Consider the following 19310-nt stretch of genomic DNA (forward strand, 5'->3'; position numbering starts at 1 on the left):
CCATGAACCACCGTTTCCACACCACCGCCCAACGGGCGGCGTTGAGCATGGCTGCTTTACCACTCGCCATCTCCTTTTCAGCCCAGGCCCAATACGCCGCCGCGACGACTGATTTAGCCACGCTTGATCCTGTCGTGGTTACCGCTGCGTTAGCGCCGCGCACTGCCAACGAAAGCCTTTCATCGGTTAGCGTGCTGGACACAGCCTCTTTTCGCCGCCAAGACCCCACCAGCCTCAGCGATCTGCTGCGCGGCCAGCCGGGCGTTGATGTCACCAGCAACGGCAGTTTTGGTAAAAACAGCAGCGTTTATCTACGCGGTGCGCCCAGCGATGCTTCCGTTCTGATGATCGATGGTATTCGGCTGCGATCTGCCACGGCAGGCGGCGCCGCTTTTCAGTATCTAGACCCACGCATGTTTGACCGTGCAGAAATCGTGCGCGGCCCCCGCGGTAGCCTTTACGGTGCGGATGCCGTCGGTGGTGTCATTCAGCTGTTTACCCCGGAGGGTGACGAAGAGGGCTCGCACCCTAGCATTTCAGTCGGTGGTGGCTCCTTTAATACCCAGCGATTAAGCGCAGGTATTTCTGGCCGCGAGGGAGGCACGCGCTACAGCTTCGCCGCTAGCCATTTCAATACTGATGGCCAACCCATTCGACGCGGCGGTGAAGACAAAGGCTATGACAACACCTCGGCGCTTGCCCGCGTTGCGCATACCTTTGAGAGTGGTGCTGAGGTGGGTGTGCTGGCACTGCGCGCTCGCGGTAACAACGAATATGACGATGGAGAGAATGACTTTGTCCAGCAGGTGGCAGGTGTTTACGGCGAGGTGCCAGTTACCGATACCTGGCAGAGTCGCCTGACCCTTAGCGAAGCCCGCGATGAGCTGGATACGCTGGATAATTTTGGCGACTCGATCATTGATACCCGCACCCAAACTGCCCGCTGGCAGAACAATCTTCAGTTGGGTGCCCATGAGTTAATTGCTGGCGCTGAAATCAGCGAAGACCGCGTTTCAAGCACCAACGACTTTGACGTCACCAGCCGCGATAACACCGCCGTGTTTACCCAAGGGCTGCTCGACTTCTCTCCGTTTGCCATTCAAGCAAGCTTGCGTTATGACGACAACGAAGCCTACGGCGATGAGGTTACCGGCAGCTTGGCGCTGGGTTATCAAATAGATAACTATCACACGCTGCGCGCAAGCTTAGGTACTGCTTTTAAAGCACCGAGCTTTAATGACCTCTATTGGCCGGATTCTGGTAACCCTAATCTCAATCCAGAAAAGTCTGAAACCGTCGAAGTGGGTGTTCGAGGCCAATACAACCGATGGTTCTGGGACTTGGCCGCCTTTCAAAACGAGTACGACGACATGATTGCCTGGGCGCCGACGTCGAGTGGTTTATGGGCGCCGCAGAACATCAACAGCGCGCGTATTCGTGGGGCGGAGTTTGCAAGTGGTGTGGAAATGAATGATTGGACACTGCAAGCCGCCTTTACCTATCTGGATCCGGAAGACCGAGATACCGGTAATCGATTAGCCCGTCGGGCCACTCAAAGTGTGCGTCTGGATGCCGATCGGGAGCTTGGCGATTGGTCGCTGGGGGGCTCGTTAATCGCGCAGAATCACCGCTACGATAACGTCTCCAATACCCAGCGTTTAGGTGGCTATGGACTGGTTAACCTGCGCGCGGGATGGCAGTTTGCGCCGCTCTGGACGGCTCGTGTTACGCTAGAAAACGCCTTTGATAAAGAGTATTCAACCAGCCGTGACTATATTAACGCTGGCCGAGCAGGGTTCTTAAGTGTTCACTTTGGCCAATAGTAAACGTGGTGTTGCGCGCGGGGCCTTGGGCCTCGCGTTGTTATTAACAGCGGCTACTTCGCATGCCCACGATCACTCGCGCTGCGTAGTGGATGATCGTGGCCGTGAAGTGTGCCTGTATAATGCTGCTCAGCGCATAGCCACGCTCTCGCCCGGTGCGACTGAACTGACCTACGCGGCTGGCGCAGGAGATCAAGTGGTCGCCGTCGTTGCTTACAGCGATTATCCGCCGGCAGCCAAACAAGTGACGTCGGTGGGAAGCCATACCCGGATTGATCTAGAGGCGCTGGTAGGGCTTGCGCCCGATATAGTCATTGGTTGGGTGACGGGCAACCCAGCTGAACAGCTTGAAACCCTCGAAGCCTTGGGTATGCCGGTGTTCTATATCGAGCCCCGGGATGTAGAGGGCGTGGCCAGTGCCATTGAGCGTTTGGCACGGCTGGCGGGTACAGAAGCGGCCGGGCAGTCGGTGGCAGACAATTTCCGTGACACCATGGCCGCGCTTGCGTCGCGCTACCGTGATCGTGACCCGGTAACCACGTTCTACCAAGTGTGGGATGAGCCGCTAATGAGCGTTAACGACCAGCACCTTATCGGCCAGGTGGTCGAGATTTGCGGCGGTGAAAATGTGTTTGGCGAGCAGGCGCGACGGGTGCCTCGCATAGACGATGAAGCCGTGCTGGCAGCGAATCCTGAGGCGATTGTGGCCGGGGGGATGGGCGAAGAGAACCGCCACTGGCTGACCCACTGGGAGCAGTACTCCAACCTGACGGCGGTGAGCGAAGATAATCTCTTCTTTGTGCCGCCTTCGCTGATTCAACGGCCCACGCCGCGGCTGATGGAGGGCACCCAGATCCTCTGTGAGAAGCTCGATATTGCGCGCCAAAAGCGTGGACGCCGTTAATGCTCGCACGCCTGGGGCTGCCGCTTAGCCTGCTATTACTAGCGGCGTTGGCTGCGCTGATTATTTCCCTTGGTGTTGGCAGTGCGCAGATTTCTCCGGCGCAAATTTGGCAAGTGGTGCTGGGTAATCTTGGTTATATAGGGCAAGGCGAGAGCGATGCGTTGGCGCGTACCATGGTGATGGAGCTGCGCTTGCCCAGGGCGCTCTCGGCGTTTGCCGTCGGCGGTTTGTTGGCAGTAGCGGGGGCGTTAATGCAGGTGCTGCTGCGCAATCCGCTTGCTGACCCTTACGTGCTTGGCCTATCCGGTGGCGCCTCTATTGGCGCATTGGCAGCCATGCTGGGAGGGTTCGGCGGGCTGGCGATTTCTGGTTCGGCATTTGGCGGCGCGCTATTTTCGACATTTTTAGTGTTTGGTTTGGCCCACGGCAGCGGCGGCTGGACCCCTTCGCGGCTGCTGCTCACCGGCGTAGTGGTCGCGGCGGGGTGGGGCGCGGTAATTACCCTAATGCTGGCGATGAGCCCCGCCGAACGCCTGCCAGGCATGCTCTACTGGCTGATGGGCGATCTCTCCTATGCGCGTACCCCTTGGCCGCCGCTGCTATTGTTGTTGGCTACCTGCGTGGTACTGATTCCGCTTGGGCGTAGCCTGAATGTGTTGGCCCGAGGCCCTCAGCAGGCCGCCGCGCTGGGCGTTGCGGTTAGGCCGCTGGAGTGGTGTATCTATATTGCCGCCAGCCTACTCACCGCAGTGGCAGTGACCACCGCTGGCAGCATTGGCTTTGTCGGTTTAGTGGTGCCGCATATGCTGCGCCTGCTGTTAGGCAACGACCAGAGGCTGATACTGCCCGCCTGTGCGTTGGCGGGGGGCACGCTATTGGTGTTGGCGGACACACTAGCGCGCACCATGATCGCCCCGGAACAGCTGCCCGTAGGCGTGATCACTGCGCTGTTGGGCGTGCCCACCTTCCTGTTTCTGCTCTACCGGAGCCGCTGATGAGCGTACTGGCTACCCGAGACCTCATCATCGACGTGCCGGGACGTGAAGGTGGCACACCGCTTAATTTAACCGTTGAACCAGGCCAAATGTGGGGKGTGTTGGGCCCTAACGGGGCGGGTAAAACCACTCTGCTGCATACTTTGGCGGGGCTGCATGCCCCACGTTCGGGCAGCGTTCAGCTCAACGAGTCAGCGCTTGGTCAGCTGCGCCGCCGGCATATCGCCCAGTGTTTGGGATTGGTGTTTCAGGATCGGCAGGATGGCTTTCCCGCAACCGTGCTGGAAACCGCGCTGATTGGCCGTCATCCCTATCTCTCGCCGTGGCAGATGGAGGGCGCCGATGACTACGCCCGTGCCGAAGCTGCGCTTGAGCGATTAGATGTGGCGCATCTGCATGACCGTTTAGTCAGCACGCTTTCCGGCGGCGAACGCCAGCGGGTAGCGATTGCCACCGTGCTGACCCAGGCGCCCAACCTGTGGCTGGCCGACGAGCCCACCAACCATCTTGACCTTCACCACCAGAGCGCCGTCATGGCGCTGATGGCAGAGCAGGCTGCCCAGGGGCAGGCGGTCATCATGTGCTTACACGACCTAAACCTGGCTGCCCGGTGGTGCGACCATATTTTACTGCTCTACCCCAATGGCGAGGCGTGCTGGGGCCCGCGGGATAGCATGCTGATGCCCAGTGCTTTAGAAAGCCTCTACCGCCAGCGGCTAGCGGTGGTCGAGGTGGATGGGGCACCGGTGTTTGTACCGATAAAAGAGTGATACCTAGTGCTCCAGCTCATCCCGCCAGGAGTGGCGTGGTGTAAAGCCGACCAGACGGCGCGCTTTTTCATTAGTGTAGAAAGTCTCAAATTCGCCCATTTCGCGCTTGATCGGTACGCCAGCGTAGAAGCGTTCGATGATTTCTGGATTGGTCAGGCCCACCGAGAGATCGTCATTGGCGACGTTGAATATCTGGTAGCCCAGGCCATCCGTTTTCAGGCAGCAATCGACCATCTGGCCCAGGTCGCGGGCGTCGATGTAGGCGAAGATATTGCGGCGGCGCAGGGCGGGATCATTCATGTAGGCTGGGAAATCCTGACGGTATTCGTGGGGCTCGATAACGTTGTTGATGCGGAGGCCGTAGATGTCGATGCCCGAGCGCGCCTGGAAAGAGCGCGCCGTTACCTCGTTTACCACCTTGCTCATGGCGTAGCTATCTTGAGGCACGGTGGGGTGCTCTTCATCGATGGGGAGATAGTCCGGTTTCTTCTCACCATCGGCAAAGCAAACGCCGTAAGTGGTCTCGCTGGAGGCGAAGATGACCTTGGGAATGCCCAGTTTGGTGGCAGCATCGAGAATATTGTAGGTACTTAGCGTATTGATGCGATAAGTCTCGTTGTCCGGTCGATGGAGGATGGCGGGTATGGCCGCAAAGTGGACAATCGCATCGTAACGCGGCACGCCAGTGCCTGGCTCCAGTTCGTCGAAATCGGCGTAAGCCCGGCAGGCATTGAATACCTGGCCTGCATCGGTCAGGTCGGTCTTTAGGGTGGTAATGCCGGGTACGTCGGACGCCACCCAATCCAGGTTGGTGACTTGGTGACCTTGGTCGCGAAGATAAGCCGTCGCATGACGGCCAGCCTTGCCACTGCCGCCGGTGAATAAAAGTCGCATATGGAACCCCGCCAATTAGTAGAGTGAGCACCCACCTTAGCAAAGAAAAATCCTTACCTCCGAAAATGATTTTATGTTCTACACTAAAAATGATTCGGAATCTTATTGATCCAATCGATCAACGTCTGACCCTAACAACAGAGCATCTACAAAACCGGGAGGTCGTTATGATCCATCATGTTTGGGGGCTCCTCCATCATCCTGAAAGAGAGTGGCATTCGATCCGGGGCGAGCATGAATCTATCAGTCATCTGTATGCCCACCATGTCCTTTTACTCGCTGCTATTCCTGTCGTCTGTGCGCTGATAGGCACTACCCAGGTCGGTTGGACCTATGGTGGCCCTGAAACCTATCAAGTCTCTCTTGCCAATGGTATTGCATTAGGCGTGGCTTTTTATGCGTTGATCCTAATGGCTGTGGCCGTTGTGGGCAGTATGATCCATTGGTTGGCCCGTCGTATAGATAACCGCCCCAGCCGCCGTGATTGCCTTATTTTCGCGGGTTACATTGCGACACCGATGTTCCTGTGTGGCGTTTTTGCACTCTACCCGGCTTTTTGGTTCTGTATGCTGGGTATGGTGATTGGACTGCTCTACAGCGCCTATCTACTCTATAAGGGAACACCCAGCTTTTTAGGCATCAGTCATCAGCGTGGGTTTATTCTGTCAACAACGACGCTGGGTGTTGGTGTTTTGGTGCTAGAGGCACTACTCGTTGTGATTGTACTGCTGTGGAGTATGGGCACGGATCACAGCGTGGTTTGGCATCTCTTTCGATGAAGGGTCGCCCTGGCGCACTTGGTACAGGCGATAACTAAATTGCGCTACGAAACCGCATGATCTGTTTGCCATCGATGGGGTCATCGATCACGTGGGCATGCACCCCAAAGGTCTGCTGTAGTCTGTTGGCGGTGAGTACGTCGTGAGGGTGGCCGCTGTCGATCAAACGGCCGCCATCCATCACGCCAATACGGTCACACTCCATGGCTTGATTAAGATCATGCAGCGAGATCACCACCGTGATCGGTAGTTGCCTGACCAATTCAAGAATCGACAGCTGATGGCGAATATCCAGATGGTTGGTGGGTTCATCCAATAGCAGGATTTTAGGCTTCTGGGCCAGTGCACGGGCAATATGCACCCGCTGGCGCTCGCCGCCTGAGAGCGTGTGCCAAAGCCGATCCGCCATATGCACCATATCGACATCTACCAGCGCCTGAGCCACGACGGCATCATCTTCAGTTGACCAGGGGCGCAACGCGGTAAGAAAGGGCGTCCGGCCCAGCGCCACTACGTCACGCACGCTAATTCTATCGGTTGTGTCGGCCTGTTGCTCGACTAGCGCAATAGATTGAGCAATCGCTCGCTGCTTTAGCGTGTGTAGGGGCTGGCTACCCATTCGCACACGTCCTGCTTTAGGTTTGTTCAAGCCTGCCAGCAGGCGAAGTAGCGAGGTTTTGCCCGAGCCGTTCGGCCCCACCAAGCCAAAGGTTTGGCCGGGTTCGACGGTAAGGTTAACGTCAATAAGCAGGGGCGTGCCATGCACCGCCCAGGCGAGTTGCTCAGCTGATAACTGCATTAAGACCTCTTGCCGCGCACGAGAATTAGCGCAAAGGCAGGCGCGCCGATCAGCGACGTAATCACCCCGATAGGGAGTACCTGGCCGGGCACCAGCACCCGGGAAAGAATATCCGAGCCGATTAAAAATACCGCACCCGCCAAGGCGGTGGCCGGTACCAGCCGGGTATGACGGCTACCGACGATAAAGCGCATGGCATGGGGGATCACCAAGCCTACAAAGCCAATCGCCCCCACAATAGACACCATCACCGCCGTGACCAGCGCCATGGCGATAATCAGCATGCCGCGCACCGGGCGCACTGCGATGCCCATGGAGGCGGCGCTGTCGGCACCGAAAGTAAATGCATCCAGGGAGCGCCGGTGCCATAGGCAAACCAGTAGCCCAAACAGCGCGGCAGGCACGGCCAAGGTGACATCGGCCCAGCGCACTCCTGAAAGATTGCCCATCAGCCAGAACATGATGCCCCGGGCCTGCTCGGCGCTCGCTGACTTGGTAATGATAAACGCGGTCAGCGCATTGAACAGCTGCGAGCCTGCAATACCTGCCAGAATAATTGCCCCCGCGGCCTGAACACCGCGCCCACCACCCACACCGCTGTTGGCCGCATGGGCGAGCATGACCACGATGCCGAAGGCGAGCAGGGCGCCCACAAAGGCACCCAAAGAGAGCGAAAGCGCGCCTGCACCCAGCCCGGCGACGGCCACCGCGACTGCCCCCGTAGAGGCCCCGGCGGAAATGCCCATCAAGTAAGGATCGGCCAGGGGGTTACGCAGTAGCGCCTGCAGCACGATCCCTGCCAGTGCCAGGCTGGTGCCACAACAGGCGGCGACCACGGCGCGGCTGAGACGATAGTTCCAAATAATGCCCGCGTCGATGCGATCAACCGCGTAATCCGCGCCCAGTAGCTGATTGGCGAGTACCTTGAGAATGGTATCAACCGGAATTGGCGTCTCGCCGATGGCGGTACCCGCGATCAGTGCTGCCACGAGCACCAGCGGTGTTATCCATAGCCAGCGCAACCCGAAGCCTGCGGAGGAAGCTCTCGTTAGCGCTATGCTCATTCGTTAAACGACATATTAGATAGTGCCTCGGCAAGTGTCTCAAGGCCGTAAATAGTGCGCATAGTGGCGCTCATGGCGTGGGCGTCCATCTCGACGATACGGTTATTTTTAACCGCGCTCATCTCCCGGGTGACCGGGTCGCTGCGTAAAAACTCCCATTTTGCTTCAATGTCGTCGGCAGGAAAACGGCGGCGATCCATGTTGGCGATAACAAGCACATCGGGATCGGCTCTGGCGATGCTCTCCCAGCCCACCGTGGGCCACTCTTCGTCAGACTCGATGACATTACGAATGACGAGTTTTTCCATCATATACCCCGGTGCCCCCAGTTGCCCCGCCACGAAAGGGCTAACCCCCAGATCTGTCGATGAAAACCAGAATGCCGCCGACAAGTCTTCCGGTAAATCAAGGCTGCTCGCCAAGTCGATGGCGCGCTGTTCGCGGGCGGCAAGGTCGGTTATCAGCGCCTCGCCAGCGTCTTGAACATCGTAGATCTCGGCTAACTCGGTGATCCCTTTATAGATGGAGTCAGTCGAGAAGGCGGCGGTGCGGGTGCCATCGCCGCCGGTCGAGTTATCCTTGGTGTCGCAATCGGCGGGCATAATATAGGTATTAATACCCAGCTCATGAAACTGCTCACGGGTGGCGACACTGCCGGTGGGGCCCACGTGCCACTCATACTGCACTGCCACCAGATCAGGCCGTTTATTGACTACGGCCTCGAAGCTCGGGTCGTCGTTGGCGATCCGCTCGATTGCTTCATTGGCATCAGCAAACTGGGGAAGAACCGGATTAAACCACACTGAGGTGCCATTCACTCGATCAGCGAGCCCCAGCGAATAGAGAACCTCCGTGGCCGATTGACCTACTGTCACCGTTCGCTCCGGGGCTGACGCCACGCTGATCTCTACGCCGCAGTTAGTTAAAGTAACAGGGTAGTGGGTTGCATCAGCCATCGCGTAAGAGGCGGGKAGCAGCGATGTAGCAGKTAGCAGGTAACGAACGATCTTCATGTTTGGCTTCCAGTAAACGTGTGGTGCTAGAGAGCTGGTGGTCTTGGGGCGTGCTAATTAATACCAATATGAAATGTTATAACATAATAAATAGGCTTGATGTCAAAGATTAGTCGTATCTTACCTTATGGTTATCTGGGCTGTCTCATAGGGTTGGCCTGGGTACCAAACTGGCTTCGCCGCCATGCCTTCCTCTATACTGACCCCTTTCTTCCGCTCACTTCTTTATGAATGGTTTTATCATTATTAACCTATTTACCATGAAACAAACTCACGTCCAGCGGACATCTAGCCGGTTAATAAAGGTTAGCCAGTTGACGAGTTGGCTGTGTACGGGAGGCATCAGTGAGTGAGTTTCCCTTTGCGGCGGTGGTCGGCCAGGAAGCGCTGAAAACCGCGCTACTCCTTAACGCCATTAACCCGCGTATCGGCGGGGTGCTGATCAGCGGGCCAAGAGGCAGCGCCAAGTCGACCTTAGCCCGTGCTCTAGCCGCCATTTTGCCTAGCGATAGCGAAGGGCAGCGTGCTCCTTTTGTCACGCTGCCGCTGGGCGCCAGCGAAGACAGACTGGTCGGCAGCCTGGACTTGCAGAAGGTACTGGCCGAGGGTGAAGCTACCTTTCATTCTGGGCTGCTGGCTAAAGCCCACGGCGGGGTGCTGTATGTCGATGAAGTCAATCTGCTGCCGGATACCCTGGTTGATTTGCTGCTGGACGTGGCCGCCAGTGGCACCAATATCGTTGAGCGCGATGGCATTAGCCACTCCCATCCGGCGCGCTTTAGTCTGATTGGCACCATGAATCCAGATGAAGGCGAACTGCGACCGCAATTGCTCGACCGTTTCGGTCTCTGCCTTGAGCAGGCGGGAGCAGTAAGCATCGACGAGCGTATTGCCATCGTGCAGCAGCGGGAAGCCTTCGACCGCGACTCGGCTGGCACGCTGCAACACTTTGAGGCTGCCCAGGCCGCCCTGACCGAGCGTATTAGCCAAGCGCAGCGCTTACTCAAAGAAGTCAACAGCGACCCCTGGGTTTATCGAACGATTGCACAACGCTGCGAAGCCGCCGGTGTAGAAGGCCTGCGGGCAGACGTTACTTGGCACCGCGCTGCCCAGGCCCATGCTGCCTGGCGTGGCGTGGCTAGCGTGGAGCAGCAAGATATCGATACCGTTGAACCCTGGGTGCTGGCTCATCGGCGTACCCAACCGCCTGAGCAGAGCCCGCCATCATCTCCACCTAATGGAACACCTTCGAAAGACGAGAGCGGTTCGTCGTCGGGCAATAACGCATCGACCGCTGGTTCATCCCAACAGAGCGCTGAACAGGGCCAGTGGGGCGCAATGCCTCCCATGGCCCAGGAAGCGATTAGCCAGTCAGCGGTAAACTTGCCCGATAGCGAAGACCTTTTTCAGCGGACTAAGCGTACTGATACCGCCGCTAGCGCGGGCAAAGGTGGTGCGTTGGGCCAGGGGCGATCTCAAGTGACGACTTCCCGGCTGGATGGGTTTGCGACCGTTATCGCCAATCGCGGCCAGTGGCCTTGGCAGCAGCTAAAGATGCGCAAGACCCGCTCTGGGCAGGCGACAGCACACCTGGTACTTCTGGATACGTCGGGTTCCACCCTGGGTCAGCGCCTGCTGGGCCAGGCAAAGGGGCTGGTCGAGTCGCTAGTCAGCCAAGCCTACGCCGCGCGGGAGCAGGTCGCGGTGTTGGGGTTTGGCAATGGCGGTGTCGTGCCGATACTCTCCCGCCGCCGGGCGCCGAAAAACGCGCGAGGCACGCTTGAGGCGGCCAAAGGCGGTGGCGGCACCCCGCTGCGGGAAGCGATTATTGAAGCCAAGCGGCTGATCCGCCAGTGGCAGCGCCGCGAGCCCGGCCTGAAGGTGCGCACCTATCTGATCACCGATGGCCGCACCCGGGAAGCCGTTGACGATCTCGCTCCGCTGGAGGAGTGCCTGCTGATCGATACCGAACAGTCCAAAGTCAAACGCGGGCAGGGCGCACGGATCGCCCAGCAGTTGGGCGCGCGTTACTGGCCAGCCTCGTTTGGCAAACCCTCTATGGCAGTCTCTGCACATCAACCTGGGAACCTCTCATGAGCGACGCAAGCCATTTAGATCGCATGCAGCGTAAAAAAGACGTGGTCGACGAGCGCATCAGCAAGGCGACCGAAGAGCGCGGCGTGCTGATTCTGCTCAAAGGCAACGGCAAAGGTAAAAGCAGTTCGGCCTTCGGCACCATGGCGCGCTCACTGGGGCACGGCCAGCAGTGCGCGGTGATCCAGTTCATCAAAGGCCGCCGCGAAACTGGCGAGTACCTGTTCTTTCGCGATCATCCCAAGCTTGACTGGCACATCATGGGCCATGGCTTTACCTGGGAAACCCAGAACCGCGAGCGGGACATCGAAGCCGCCCAGGCCGCCTGGGAAGTCGCCAAAGGGCTGCTGGAGAACCCCGCCTATCATATGATCGTGCTGGACGAGATGAGCTATATGTTCAAGTACGGCTATCTCGACCCCGAACCGGTGGTGGAAGCGTTGAAGCGCCGACCGGCGCACCAGAACGTCATCATCACTGGACGCACCATGGCCACGCCGCTGCAGGAAATTGCCGATACCATCAGCGTTGTTCAGGACGAGCGCCACGCCTTTCGTGGCGGCGTTAAAGCCCAGGCGGGGATCGAATATTGATGACGACGCCAACCGTTAGCTGCCCCGCGCTGTTTATCGCCGCCCCGGCTTCCGGCCAGGGKAAAACCACCGTCACGGCGGGCCTGGCGCGCCTGCTGCGTAACCAGGGCAAGGTAGTGCGGGTGTTCAAGACCGGCCCGGACTACCTGGATCCGCAGATATTGGCCCAGGCCTCCGGCCAGCCGGTGGATCAGTTGGATCTATGGATGGCAGGCGAGGCCTACTGCCGCCAGCGGTTTTATGACGCCGCCTGCGAAGTGGACTTGATCCTGGTGGAAGGCGCCATGGGGCTGTTCGACGGCGAGCCCTCCAGCGCCGATCTGGCGGCCTTGTTTAATATTCCCATGGCGATCGTCATGGACGTAAAAGGCATGGCCCAGACCGCCGCCGCGCTGGTCTCGGGATTGGTCGGCTTTCGCGACGACATCCATATCGCCGGGCTTATCGCCAATGCCTGCGGCTCCCCGCGCCATCGTGAGCTGATCGAAGGGGCGCTGCCGCCATCGATTCCTTTGCTGGCTGCCGTACCGCGCGATCCCGCTTTGTCGCTCCCCGAGCGCCACTTGGGGCTGGTGCAGGCGGCAGAAATTCGCGAGGATCTGGAAGCACGCTTTGAAGCGGCGGCCAAAGCGTTGGAAGCGGCTGGGTTGCTTGAATCACTTGCAGCGCTTTCGCCGGTAACCTTTACCGCACCACAAGAACAGCTTGCGGCCGTTAAGCCGTTGCTCGAAGGCCACACCATTGGCGTGGCCCGCGACGCCGCCTTCAGCTTTGTCTATCAGGCCAACCTTGACCTGCTGGAGCAGATGGGCGCCACGCTGCGCTTCTTTTCGCCGCTGACGGATAGCCACCTGCCCGAATGCGACGCCCTCTGGCTGCCCGGCGGCTACCCGGAGCTTCACGCTCAAACGCTGGCGGATAACGACGCCATGCGTTCGGCCATTGAGGCTTTCTACCGCGCCGACAAGCCCATTCTGGCCGAGTGTGGCGGCCTGCTGTACTGCCTGGAAAGCCTGACCGACTACGACGATATCACCCACACCATGCTGGGCCTGCTGCCTGGGCAGGGGGCCATGCGCGGGCGTCGCGGCTGTCAGGGGATGCAAACCGCCGAGCTGCCGGAAGGTCCGGTTCGCGGCCATGCGCACCACCGCTCCATGGCGGAAGGCACCCCCGAGCCGATTGGTCACGGGCGACGCCAGCGGCACCCCGCACCGGGGGAAGCGATCTACCGTCAAAAGCGCCTGACGGCGACCTATTTACATCTGTTTTTTCCTAATAATCCTGACGCTGTGGCAAGGCTTTTTTCTGTCAGCCCGGCGTACTGCGAACCGCAACACAGCGAGGCATTTACCCATGCAGCCCAATAACGTAAAGCTGAATAAGATTCCTGCCACGGTCGTGACCGGTTTTCTCGGCAGCGGCAAAACCACGCTGCTGGCCAATATTCTGCGCCAAGTCACCGGCAAGCGGATCGCCGTGATTGTTAATGAGTTCGGCGAGCAGGATATCGACTCCAGCCTGCTGCGCAGCTGTGCGCTGGGGTGTGAAGAGGGTAGCGAAGGCGGGCAGCTAGACGGAGAAGACGGCAGCATCTATGAACTGGCCAACGGCTGTATCTGCTGCACCGTGGAAGAAGAGTTTCTGCCGGTCATGAAAAAGCTGGTCGCCCGCCGCGACGATATCGACCACATCCTGATCGAAACCAGCGGCCTGGCGCTGCCCAAGCCGCTGGTGCAGGCGTTCAACTGGCCCGACGTGCGCCAGCACTGCACCGTGGATGCGATTATTACAGTGATCGACGGCCCTGCGGTGGCCGCCGGCCGCTATGCCAGCGACGTGGATAAGGTGGCCGCCCAGCGCCTCGCCGACGAGAGCCTGGATCACGACCCCAGCCTGCGCGAGCTGCTCGATGACCAGCTCAGCGCGGCGGATCTGGTGTTGGTCAGCAAAGCCGACCTGCTTAGCCCGGAAGAGCGCGCAAAGGTGGAAACAGTGATTCAGGCGCGGGTGACGGCCTCGGTGAAAACGCTGTTTATCGATCAGACCCTGACCACCGACACCACCCAGCTGGAAGCGCTGATGGGCATTGGCGCGGCAAGCGAAAAAAACATCGATAGCATCACCAATCACCACGACAAACACCACGCCGAAGGCGCTCATCACGACCACGCCCACGATAACTTTGATTCCTGCGTGATTACCCTGGGCGAAGTTGATGGCGACATCCTGGCCGACAAGCTCCAGCAGCTGTTGAAAAGCCACGAGATCTACCGCGCCAAAGGCTTTGCGGCCATTCCCGACAAGCCTATGCGCCGGGTCATCCAGGCGGTGGGCGAGCGCCTGGAAGGCTACTTCGACCGGCTATGGGCTCAGGACGAAATCCGCCAAACCCAATTAGTGATTATTGGCAAACACCTGGATAGCGCAGCGCTGCGTGACGCGCTGGCTGAAGCAGAGGTTCAAACGTCTTCTCAAACGGCTAGCTAATGCACTTATTCGCCGCTAAGCCGGGGGGCTTTGTCGATGATGAAGGCATCATCGATCTGCAACAGAGCCCCGCCGAGGTCGTGATACTCTCCGCCGCCGATAGCAATCTGTCGGCGCTGGCCCAGGCGGTTGACCGTCTGGGCGAGGCGTACCCCTCGGTGCGGCTGGCCAACTGGATGAACCTGGTAAAACCGGCCGCCTACGATCTCTACGAAGATCGGGTGCTGGAAGGTGCCCGGTTGGTCATCGTCTCGCTGCTGGGCGGCAAGGCCTACTGGCAGTATGGCCACGAACGCCTGCTGTCCTGGGCGGCGGCCAAACCCGAGCGCCATCTGATCCTGGTACCGGGCTGCGATGCCCCGGATGATGCGCTGCTGGAAGACTCCACCATCGCCTTCGATGACGCTTACCGCGTGTGGCGCTACCTGCGAGAGGGCGGCGCCGATAACGCCGAGCAGTTGCTGCGCTTTGTCGCCAATGAGTATATGGCCAGCGAGTGTATAGATAGGCCGCTGGGCGACTGGCAGGAGCCCAAGGTCATTCCACCCGCGGTGATTTATGCGCCGCAAGAGCAACAGGCGTCCAGCCTCAGCGAGTGGCGCGATCGCCAGGTGCCCGGGAGGCCGGTGTGTCTGCTGCTGTTTTATCGCAGTCATTTGCAGGGGGCGAATACCGCCGTACCCGACGGCTTGCTGGCGGCGCTTAAAGACCAGGGACTTGAGCCGTTAGCGGTCGCCGTGGCGTCCCTGAAAGAAGGGCCGTGCATTGATTTTATCAATCACTTGATTGAGCAGACCGGCGCGATGCTGGTGATCAACACCACCAGCTTTGCGGTCAACCGCAACGCCGACGGGCTGAATGCCCAGGGGGAAGAACTTCCTGACAACCTGTTTGTAGGCCGACCCGTGGTGCTCCAGGCGATTCTTGCCAGCAGCACCTCGGAAGACTGGCAGGGCATGGCCGCCGGGCTGCATAGCCGCGATGTGGCCATGCAGGTGGTGCTCCCCGAGATGGATGGCCGCATCATCACCCGGGCGGTGGGCTTTAAAGCCGAAGCCCACTACAACCCGCGCTGCCAGCTGGCGGTGACCCACCACGTGATCCACCCGGAGCGGGCCGCCTTTGTGGCCGAGCTGGCGCGGCGCATTTGTTCGCTGCGGCTGACCCCCAACGGGCAGAAGCGGGTCGCGCTGATCATGGCCAACTACCCCAATCGCGACGGCCGGATCGGTAACGGCGTCGGGCTGGATACCCCCGCGTCGACGCTGAAAATTCTCAGCGCTCTGAAAGAGGCGGGTTACCCGCTCAGCGAACTGCCGGAAAATGGCGATGAGTTGATCCGCCAGCTTCAGGGGGCGGTGACCAACGATCACGGCAGCCTCGACCAGCGCGCCTGCTGGCAGAGCATCAGCGTTGACGACTACCTGGCCTGGTTTCAAACCCTGCCTGGTGAGCTTCAGGAAACCGTATGGACGCGCTGGGGCGCGCCTCATGAAGACCCCAAGTGCCGCCAGGAGCGGTTGATGATCGCGGGKATTCGTCTGGGTCAGACCTTCGTGGGTATCCAGCCTGCAAGGGATTTTATCGACGATCTCACCCAGTCCTATCACGATATGGAGCTGGCGCCGCCTCACAGCTACCTAGCGTTTTATTTTTGGCTGCGTGAGCACTACCAGGTCGATGCAGTTATCCACGTGGGTAAGCACGGTAATTTGGAGTGGCTGCCGGGTAAGAGCATCGCCTTGAGCGCGGAATGCTGGCCGGATATTGCCCTGGGGCCGCTGCCGCACTTTTATCCGTTTATCGTCAACGACCCCGGCGAGGGCGCCCAGGCCAAGCGCCGCAGCCATGCGGTGATTATCGACCACCTGATGCCGCCCCTGGCGCGGGCCGAACTCTACGGCCCCATGGCCGAGCTGGAAGCACTCACCGACGAGTATTACCAAGCGCTGGATATGGATCCCCGCCGGGAAGCGCTGATTCGCAGCCAGATCCTCGCCCACCTGCTTGATACCGGTATCGACCAGGAACTGGCGCATGTAGTAGACGGTTTTGACAACAGTGCTGATGACGCGGAGATTCTCAACGAGCTGGATACCTTTCTTTGCGATATCAAAGAGTCTCAGATCCGTCACGGCCTGCACATACTCGGCACGTTGCCGCCGGAAGAGAAGCGGGCGGGCACCTTGGTGGCGCTGTTGCGACTACCCCGTGGCGAAACGGTGGCAAGCCGCGGCCTGCTGCACAACCTGGCCAGCGATTTAGGATTGGATTTTGATCCGTTAGCCGCGGGCAACGAGTCCTGGCAGGGGCCCGAACCGGCTATTTTAAGCCAGCAGCTCGATACCCCCTGGCGCACGGGGGCGGATGCCCGCGAGCGGCTGGAGCTTCTAGCCGAGCGCTGGGTGGCCGACTACGTCTTGGCAGACGGCTGCCTGGATGACCTGGTCCAGGATTACCCCGCTACGGCAGCGCAACTGCGCTACGCCCGTGAGCAGCTATGGGTCACCATGCAGCGCGGCGTGAAGATGGAGATTCAGTCGCTGCTCGACGGCCTTGAGGGCATCTTCGTGCCCGCCGGGCCCAGCGGCGCCCCCAGCCGGGGGCGGCTGGATACGCTACCCACCGGGCGTAACTTTTTCAGCGTCGATAATCGCTCGATTCCATCGCCTGCCGCCTGGGCGCTGGGCGAAAAATCCGCCCAGGCGTTTGTCGAGCGCTACCTGCAGGATCACGGCGACTACCCGCGCCGGTTGGGGCTATCCATCTGGGGCACCGCCACCATGCGCACTGGCGGCGATGACATCTCCCAGGCCTTCGCGCTGATGGGCGTGCGGCCCATCTGGTCGCTAGGCTCCCAGCGGGTGAGCGACTTTGAAGTCATTCCCTCGATGCTGCTCAATCGCCCCAGGGTAGACGTCACGCTGCGGGTGTCCGGGTTTTTCCGTGACGCCTTCCCCAACGTGATTCGCCTGTTTGACGCTGCTGTGCAGGCGGTGGCGAGCTATGAAGAGCCGGGCAACAGCAACACCATCCGCGAGGCGGTGCTTTCCCGCCAGCAAGCACTGGAAGACCAGGGGCTAAGCCCGGAGATGGCCGCTCAAGAGGCGAGCTACCGCATCTTTGGCAGCAAGCCCGGCGAATACGGTGCGGGCCTCAACCGGCTGATTGAAAACCGCTCTTGGGACAGCGCCGACGATTTAGCCGAGGCCTACATGGAGACAGGCGCCTACGCCTACGGCCAGTTCAAGGGCTCCGGCACTGCCGCCCGTAATGCGTTTGAACAGCAGCTCCAGGGGCTGGATGCGGTGATGCAAAACCAGGATAACCGCGAGCACGATATACTCGATTCCAACAGCTACTACGCCTTTCAGGGCGGCATGGCCAACGCCACCCGCTCGCTAAGCGGCAAGGCGCCGGAGATTTACCACGCCGACCACGCCAACCCCGCGATGCCCAAGATTCGCACCCTGAAAGAAGAATTGGCGAAGGTGATTCGCTCGCGGGTGCTGAACCCCAAATGGATCAACGCCATGCGCGAGCACGGCTACAAAGGCGCCTTTGAGATGGCCGCCACGGTGGATTACCTGTTTGCCTACGACGCCACCACCGATCTGATTGCCGACTACCAGTACGCCCAGGTGAGCGATGCCCTGGTATTCGATGCCGCCAATCAACAGTTCCTGCGCGAGCACAACCCGGCCGCCCTGGAAGAGATGGCCGAGCGCTTACTCGAAGCGGCCCAGCGGGGCATGTGGCAAGCCCCCGGCGAGCATGGCGAGGCGCTTCAGGATCTGCTGCTGGAAATGGACGAAGCCAAAGAGACCCATGGTCATGTCGCCCAGCCCGCGCATTAAAGGCTGGTGCCCCGGCGCCTGGCGACCCATGGCCACTGGCGATGGCCTGCTAGTGCGCGTGCGCCCGCCGCTGGGCCAGCTATCGCGGGAACAGGTATTGGCACTGTGCGAAGCCGCCGAAACCTACGGCAGCGGTTTGATCGAGCTGACCAGCCGGGCCAATCTGCAACTGCGTGGGGTGACCGATGAAAGCTGGTCGCCGCTGATGGGGTTTCTGGTCGAGCATCAGTTGGTGAGCGACGACCCGGAAGCAGAACGCCAGCCGCAGCTTATGCTGGCGCCCGCCTGGCAAAAGGGCGATGACACCCATACCATTGCCCGCTTGTTGCAGGCGCGGGGTAGCGAATTAGCCGCCATGCCCGGCAAGGTCGGTATCGCCATTGACGCGGGAAAAGCGCCGGTGCTTGGCGACAGCGCCGCTGATTTTCGAATCGAGCGCTCAACGGAAGGCGGCCTGATGGTGCGCCCCGATGGCTACGCGCAAGGCACGGAGGTGAACAATACCGAGGCCGCCGTCGAGCAACTGATACGCCTGACCCACTGGTTCGTAGATACCGGCGGCTGGGAGTCAGGCCGCATGCGGCGGCATACAGCACCGCTGCCCGATTGGGCGCCCGCTGATACCGCCCCTGCACCTCCCGGCGAGAAGCTGGCGCTGGGCGAACATAGCGAAGGCATTGTGATTGGGCTTCCCTTTGGCCGGGTGGCGGCTGATACGCTGCGCGAGGCGGTCTTTCCGGCAAGTGGCTCGCAAGCAAGTATCAGTGCTGTGCAGGTCACCCCCTGGCGGCGCCTGTTGTTGCAGGATTGCGATACACTACCCGCGATTGATGGCTTGATCCGTCATAATAGCGACCCGCGGCTAGCGATGGACGCCTGCCCCGGTGCGCCCTATTGCGAACAGGCGAGTGTCGCCACCCAGCCGCTTGCCGAGAAGCTAAGCGGCTTGTTGGAAACAAGCGTACATATATCCGGCTGTGCCAAAGGCTGCGCCCGTCGCACCCCAGCCGATGTATGCTTGGTCGGGCAAGCAGGTCGATTTAATGTTGTTGTTAACGGCGCTGCCGATAGCACGCCGATTAAGACAGGCCTCACCGAGAGTGAGGTGGTTGGTTTTTTGAGAAAGCTCAGCGAAAACAGTTAGGTTGTTCCTCGGTAGCTGAGTGTCAGGGCAGGTTGTAGCGAGGGTCTTTTTCCACGGATGGAAAAAGTAGCGCCCAAGGATGGGTTCACAG

15 protein-coding genes are annotated in these 19310 nt (G+C 59.9%); 11 read left to right on the forward strand and 4 right to left on the reverse strand.

Annotated features, from left to right (window positions below):
* Positions 1-2: 2 nt before the first annotated feature.
* The 4 genes from HALO_RS10120 to HALO_RS10135 are packed head-to-tail and all read left to right on the forward strand — an operon-like array spanning position 3 to position 4492.
* Positions 3-1823, forward strand: a complete 1821-nt coding sequence (locus HALO_RS10120; protein ID WP_035580051.1) for a TonB-dependent receptor domain-containing protein — start codon at positions 3-5, stop codon at positions 1821-1823.
* The gene (locus tag HALO_RS10125; RefSeq protein WP_035580047.1) at positions 1804-2727 is read left to right on the forward strand and encodes a cobalamin-binding protein; all 924 of its coding nucleotides are present in this window, start codon (positions 1804-1806) and stop codon (positions 2725-2727) included. Before HALO_RS10120 ends, HALO_RS10125 begins: the two co-directional genes overlap by 20 nt.
* A complete protein-coding gene (locus HALO_RS10130; protein ID WP_035580044.1) occupies positions 2727-3722 on the forward strand; it encodes a FecCD family ABC transporter permease in 996 nt (331 codons plus the stop codon). Before HALO_RS10125 ends, HALO_RS10130 begins: the two co-directional genes overlap by 1 nt.
* Positions 3722-4492 carry an ABC transporter ATP-binding protein gene (locus HALO_RS10135; RefSeq protein WP_035580041.1) on the forward strand — a complete coding sequence of 257 codons (771 nt, stop codon included), beginning with the start codon at positions 3722-3724 and terminating at the stop codon, positions 4490-4492. The genes HALO_RS10130 and HALO_RS10135 overlap by 1 nt, the downstream gene beginning before the upstream one ends.
* Positions 4493-4495: 3 nt before the next feature.
* Here HALO_RS10135 and HALO_RS10140 read toward each other — a convergent pair whose 3' ends face one another.
* The gene (locus tag HALO_RS10140) at positions 4496-5386 is read right to left on the reverse strand and encodes an NAD-dependent epimerase/dehydratase family protein (RefSeq protein WP_035580038.1); all 891 of its coding nucleotides are present in this window, start codon (positions 5384-5386) and stop codon (positions 4496-4498) included.
* A 167-nt stretch (positions 5387-5553) separates the two neighbouring features.
* On the opposite strand from HALO_RS10140, the gene HALO_RS10145 reads away from it, so the two are divergent.
* Positions 5554-6165 (forward strand): Yip1 family protein, encoded by a 612-nt coding sequence (locus tag HALO_RS10145; RefSeq protein ID WP_172821668.1) that lies wholly within the window; start codon positions 5554-5556, stop codon positions 6163-6165.
* A 34-nt stretch (positions 6166-6199) separates the two neighbouring features.
* Here the strand turns inward: HALO_RS10145 and HALO_RS10150 are convergent, their stop codons facing one another.
* The 3 genes from HALO_RS10150 to HALO_RS10160 are packed head-to-tail and all read right to left on the reverse strand — an operon-like array spanning position 6200 to position 9041.
* Positions 6200-6964, reverse strand: coding sequence for an ABC transporter ATP-binding protein (locus tag HALO_RS10150; protein ID WP_035580035.1), 765 nt, complete (start codon positions 6962-6964; stop codon positions 6200-6202).
* Positions 6964-8028 (reverse strand): FecCD family ABC transporter permease, encoded by a 1065-nt coding sequence (locus tag HALO_RS10155; protein ID WP_035580031.1) that lies wholly within the window; start codon positions 8026-8028, stop codon positions 6964-6966. Before HALO_RS10155 ends, HALO_RS10150 begins: the two co-directional genes overlap by 1 nt.
* Positions 8025-9041, reverse strand: a complete 1017-nt coding sequence (locus HALO_RS10160; protein WP_050713390.1) for an ABC transporter substrate-binding protein — start codon at positions 9039-9041, stop codon at positions 8025-8027. The genes HALO_RS10155 and HALO_RS10160 overlap by 4 nt, the downstream gene beginning before the upstream one ends.
* Positions 9042-9386: 345 nt before the next feature.
* Here HALO_RS10160 and HALO_RS10165 point away from each other — a divergent pair, with 345 nt between their 5' ends.
* From HALO_RS10165 to HALO_RS10190, 6 genes are read left to right on the forward strand one after another with little or no spacing between them, the layout of a single operon-like run.
* A complete protein-coding gene (locus HALO_RS10165) occupies positions 9387-11138 on the forward strand; it encodes an ATP-binding protein (RefSeq protein WP_035580026.1) in 1752 nt (583 codons plus the stop codon).
* Positions 11135-11728: a cob(I)yrinic acid a,c-diamide adenosyltransferase gene (cobO, locus tag HALO_RS10170; RefSeq protein WP_035580023.1), complete on the forward strand. Its 594-nt coding sequence runs from the start codon at positions 11135-11137 to the stop codon at positions 11726-11728. The genes HALO_RS10165 and cobO overlap by 4 nt, the downstream gene beginning before the upstream one ends.
* The gene (locus HALO_RS10175; RefSeq protein WP_035580021.1) at positions 11728-13098 is read left to right on the forward strand and encodes a cobyrinate a,c-diamide synthase; all 1371 of its coding nucleotides are present in this window, start codon (positions 11728-11730) and stop codon (positions 13096-13098) included. The genes cobO and HALO_RS10175 overlap by 1 nt, the downstream gene beginning before the upstream one ends.
* Positions 13085-14218, forward strand: coding sequence for a cobalamin biosynthesis protein CobW (gene cobW / locus HALO_RS10180; protein ID WP_035580018.1), 1134 nt, complete (start codon positions 13085-13087; stop codon positions 14216-14218). The genes HALO_RS10175 and cobW overlap by 14 nt, the downstream gene beginning before the upstream one ends.
* Complete coding sequence (gene cobN / locus HALO_RS10185; protein ID WP_035580016.1) at positions 14218-18075, forward strand: cobaltochelatase subunit CobN; 3858 nt, start codon at positions 14218-14220, stop codon at positions 18073-18075. The genes cobW and cobN overlap by 1 nt, the downstream gene beginning before the upstream one ends.
* On the forward strand, positions 18053-19219 hold the full coding sequence (locus HALO_RS10190) for a cobalamin biosynthesis protein CobG (protein ID WP_035580013.1): 1167 nt from the start codon (positions 18053-18055) through the stop codon (positions 19217-19219). The genes cobN and HALO_RS10190 overlap by 23 nt, the downstream gene beginning before the upstream one ends.
* Positions 19220-19310: the final 91 nt, after the last annotated feature.

Source organism: Halomonas sp. R57-5, assembly GCF_900070345.1.
GTDB classification, from domain to species: domain Bacteria; phylum Pseudomonadota; class Gammaproteobacteria; order Pseudomonadales; family Halomonadaceae; genus Vreelandella; species Vreelandella ventosae_B.

Excerpts from the sequence above, each read along its gene's own strand:
- HALO_RS10120 (WP_035580051.1), top strand. The coding sequence starts at position 3 with ATGAACCACCGTTTCCACACCACCGCCCAACGGGCGGCGTTGAGCATG.
- HALO_RS10130 (WP_035580044.1), top strand. The coding sequence starts at position 2,727 with ATGCTCGCACGCCTGGGGCTGCCGCTTAGCCTGCTATTACTAGCGGCG.
- HALO_RS10140 (WP_035580038.1), bottom strand. The coding sequence starts at position 5,386 with ATGCGACTTTTATTCACCGGCGGCAGTGGCAAGGCTGGCCGTCATGCG.
- HALO_RS10145 (WP_172821668.1), top strand. The coding sequence starts at position 5,554 with ATGATCCATCATGTTTGGGGGCTCCTCCATCATCCTGAAAGAGAGTGG.
- HALO_RS10150 (WP_035580035.1), bottom strand. The coding sequence starts at position 6,964 with ATGCAGTTATCAGCTGAGCAACTCGCCTGGGCGGTGCATGGCACGCCC.
- HALO_RS10155 (WP_035580031.1), bottom strand. The coding sequence starts at position 8,028 with ATGAGCATAGCGCTAACGAGAGCTTCCTCCGCAGGCTTCGGGTTGCGC.
- cobO (WP_035580023.1), top strand. The coding sequence starts at position 11,135 with ATGAGCGACGCAAGCCATTTAGATCGCATGCAGCGTAAAAAAGACGTG.
- cobW (WP_035580018.1), top strand. The coding sequence starts at position 13,085 with ATGCAGCCCAATAACGTAAAGCTGAATAAGATTCCTGCCACGGTCGTG.
- HALO_RS10190 (WP_035580013.1), top strand. The coding sequence starts at position 18,053 with ATGTCGCCCAGCCCGCGCATTAAAGGCTGGTGCCCCGGCGCCTGGCGA.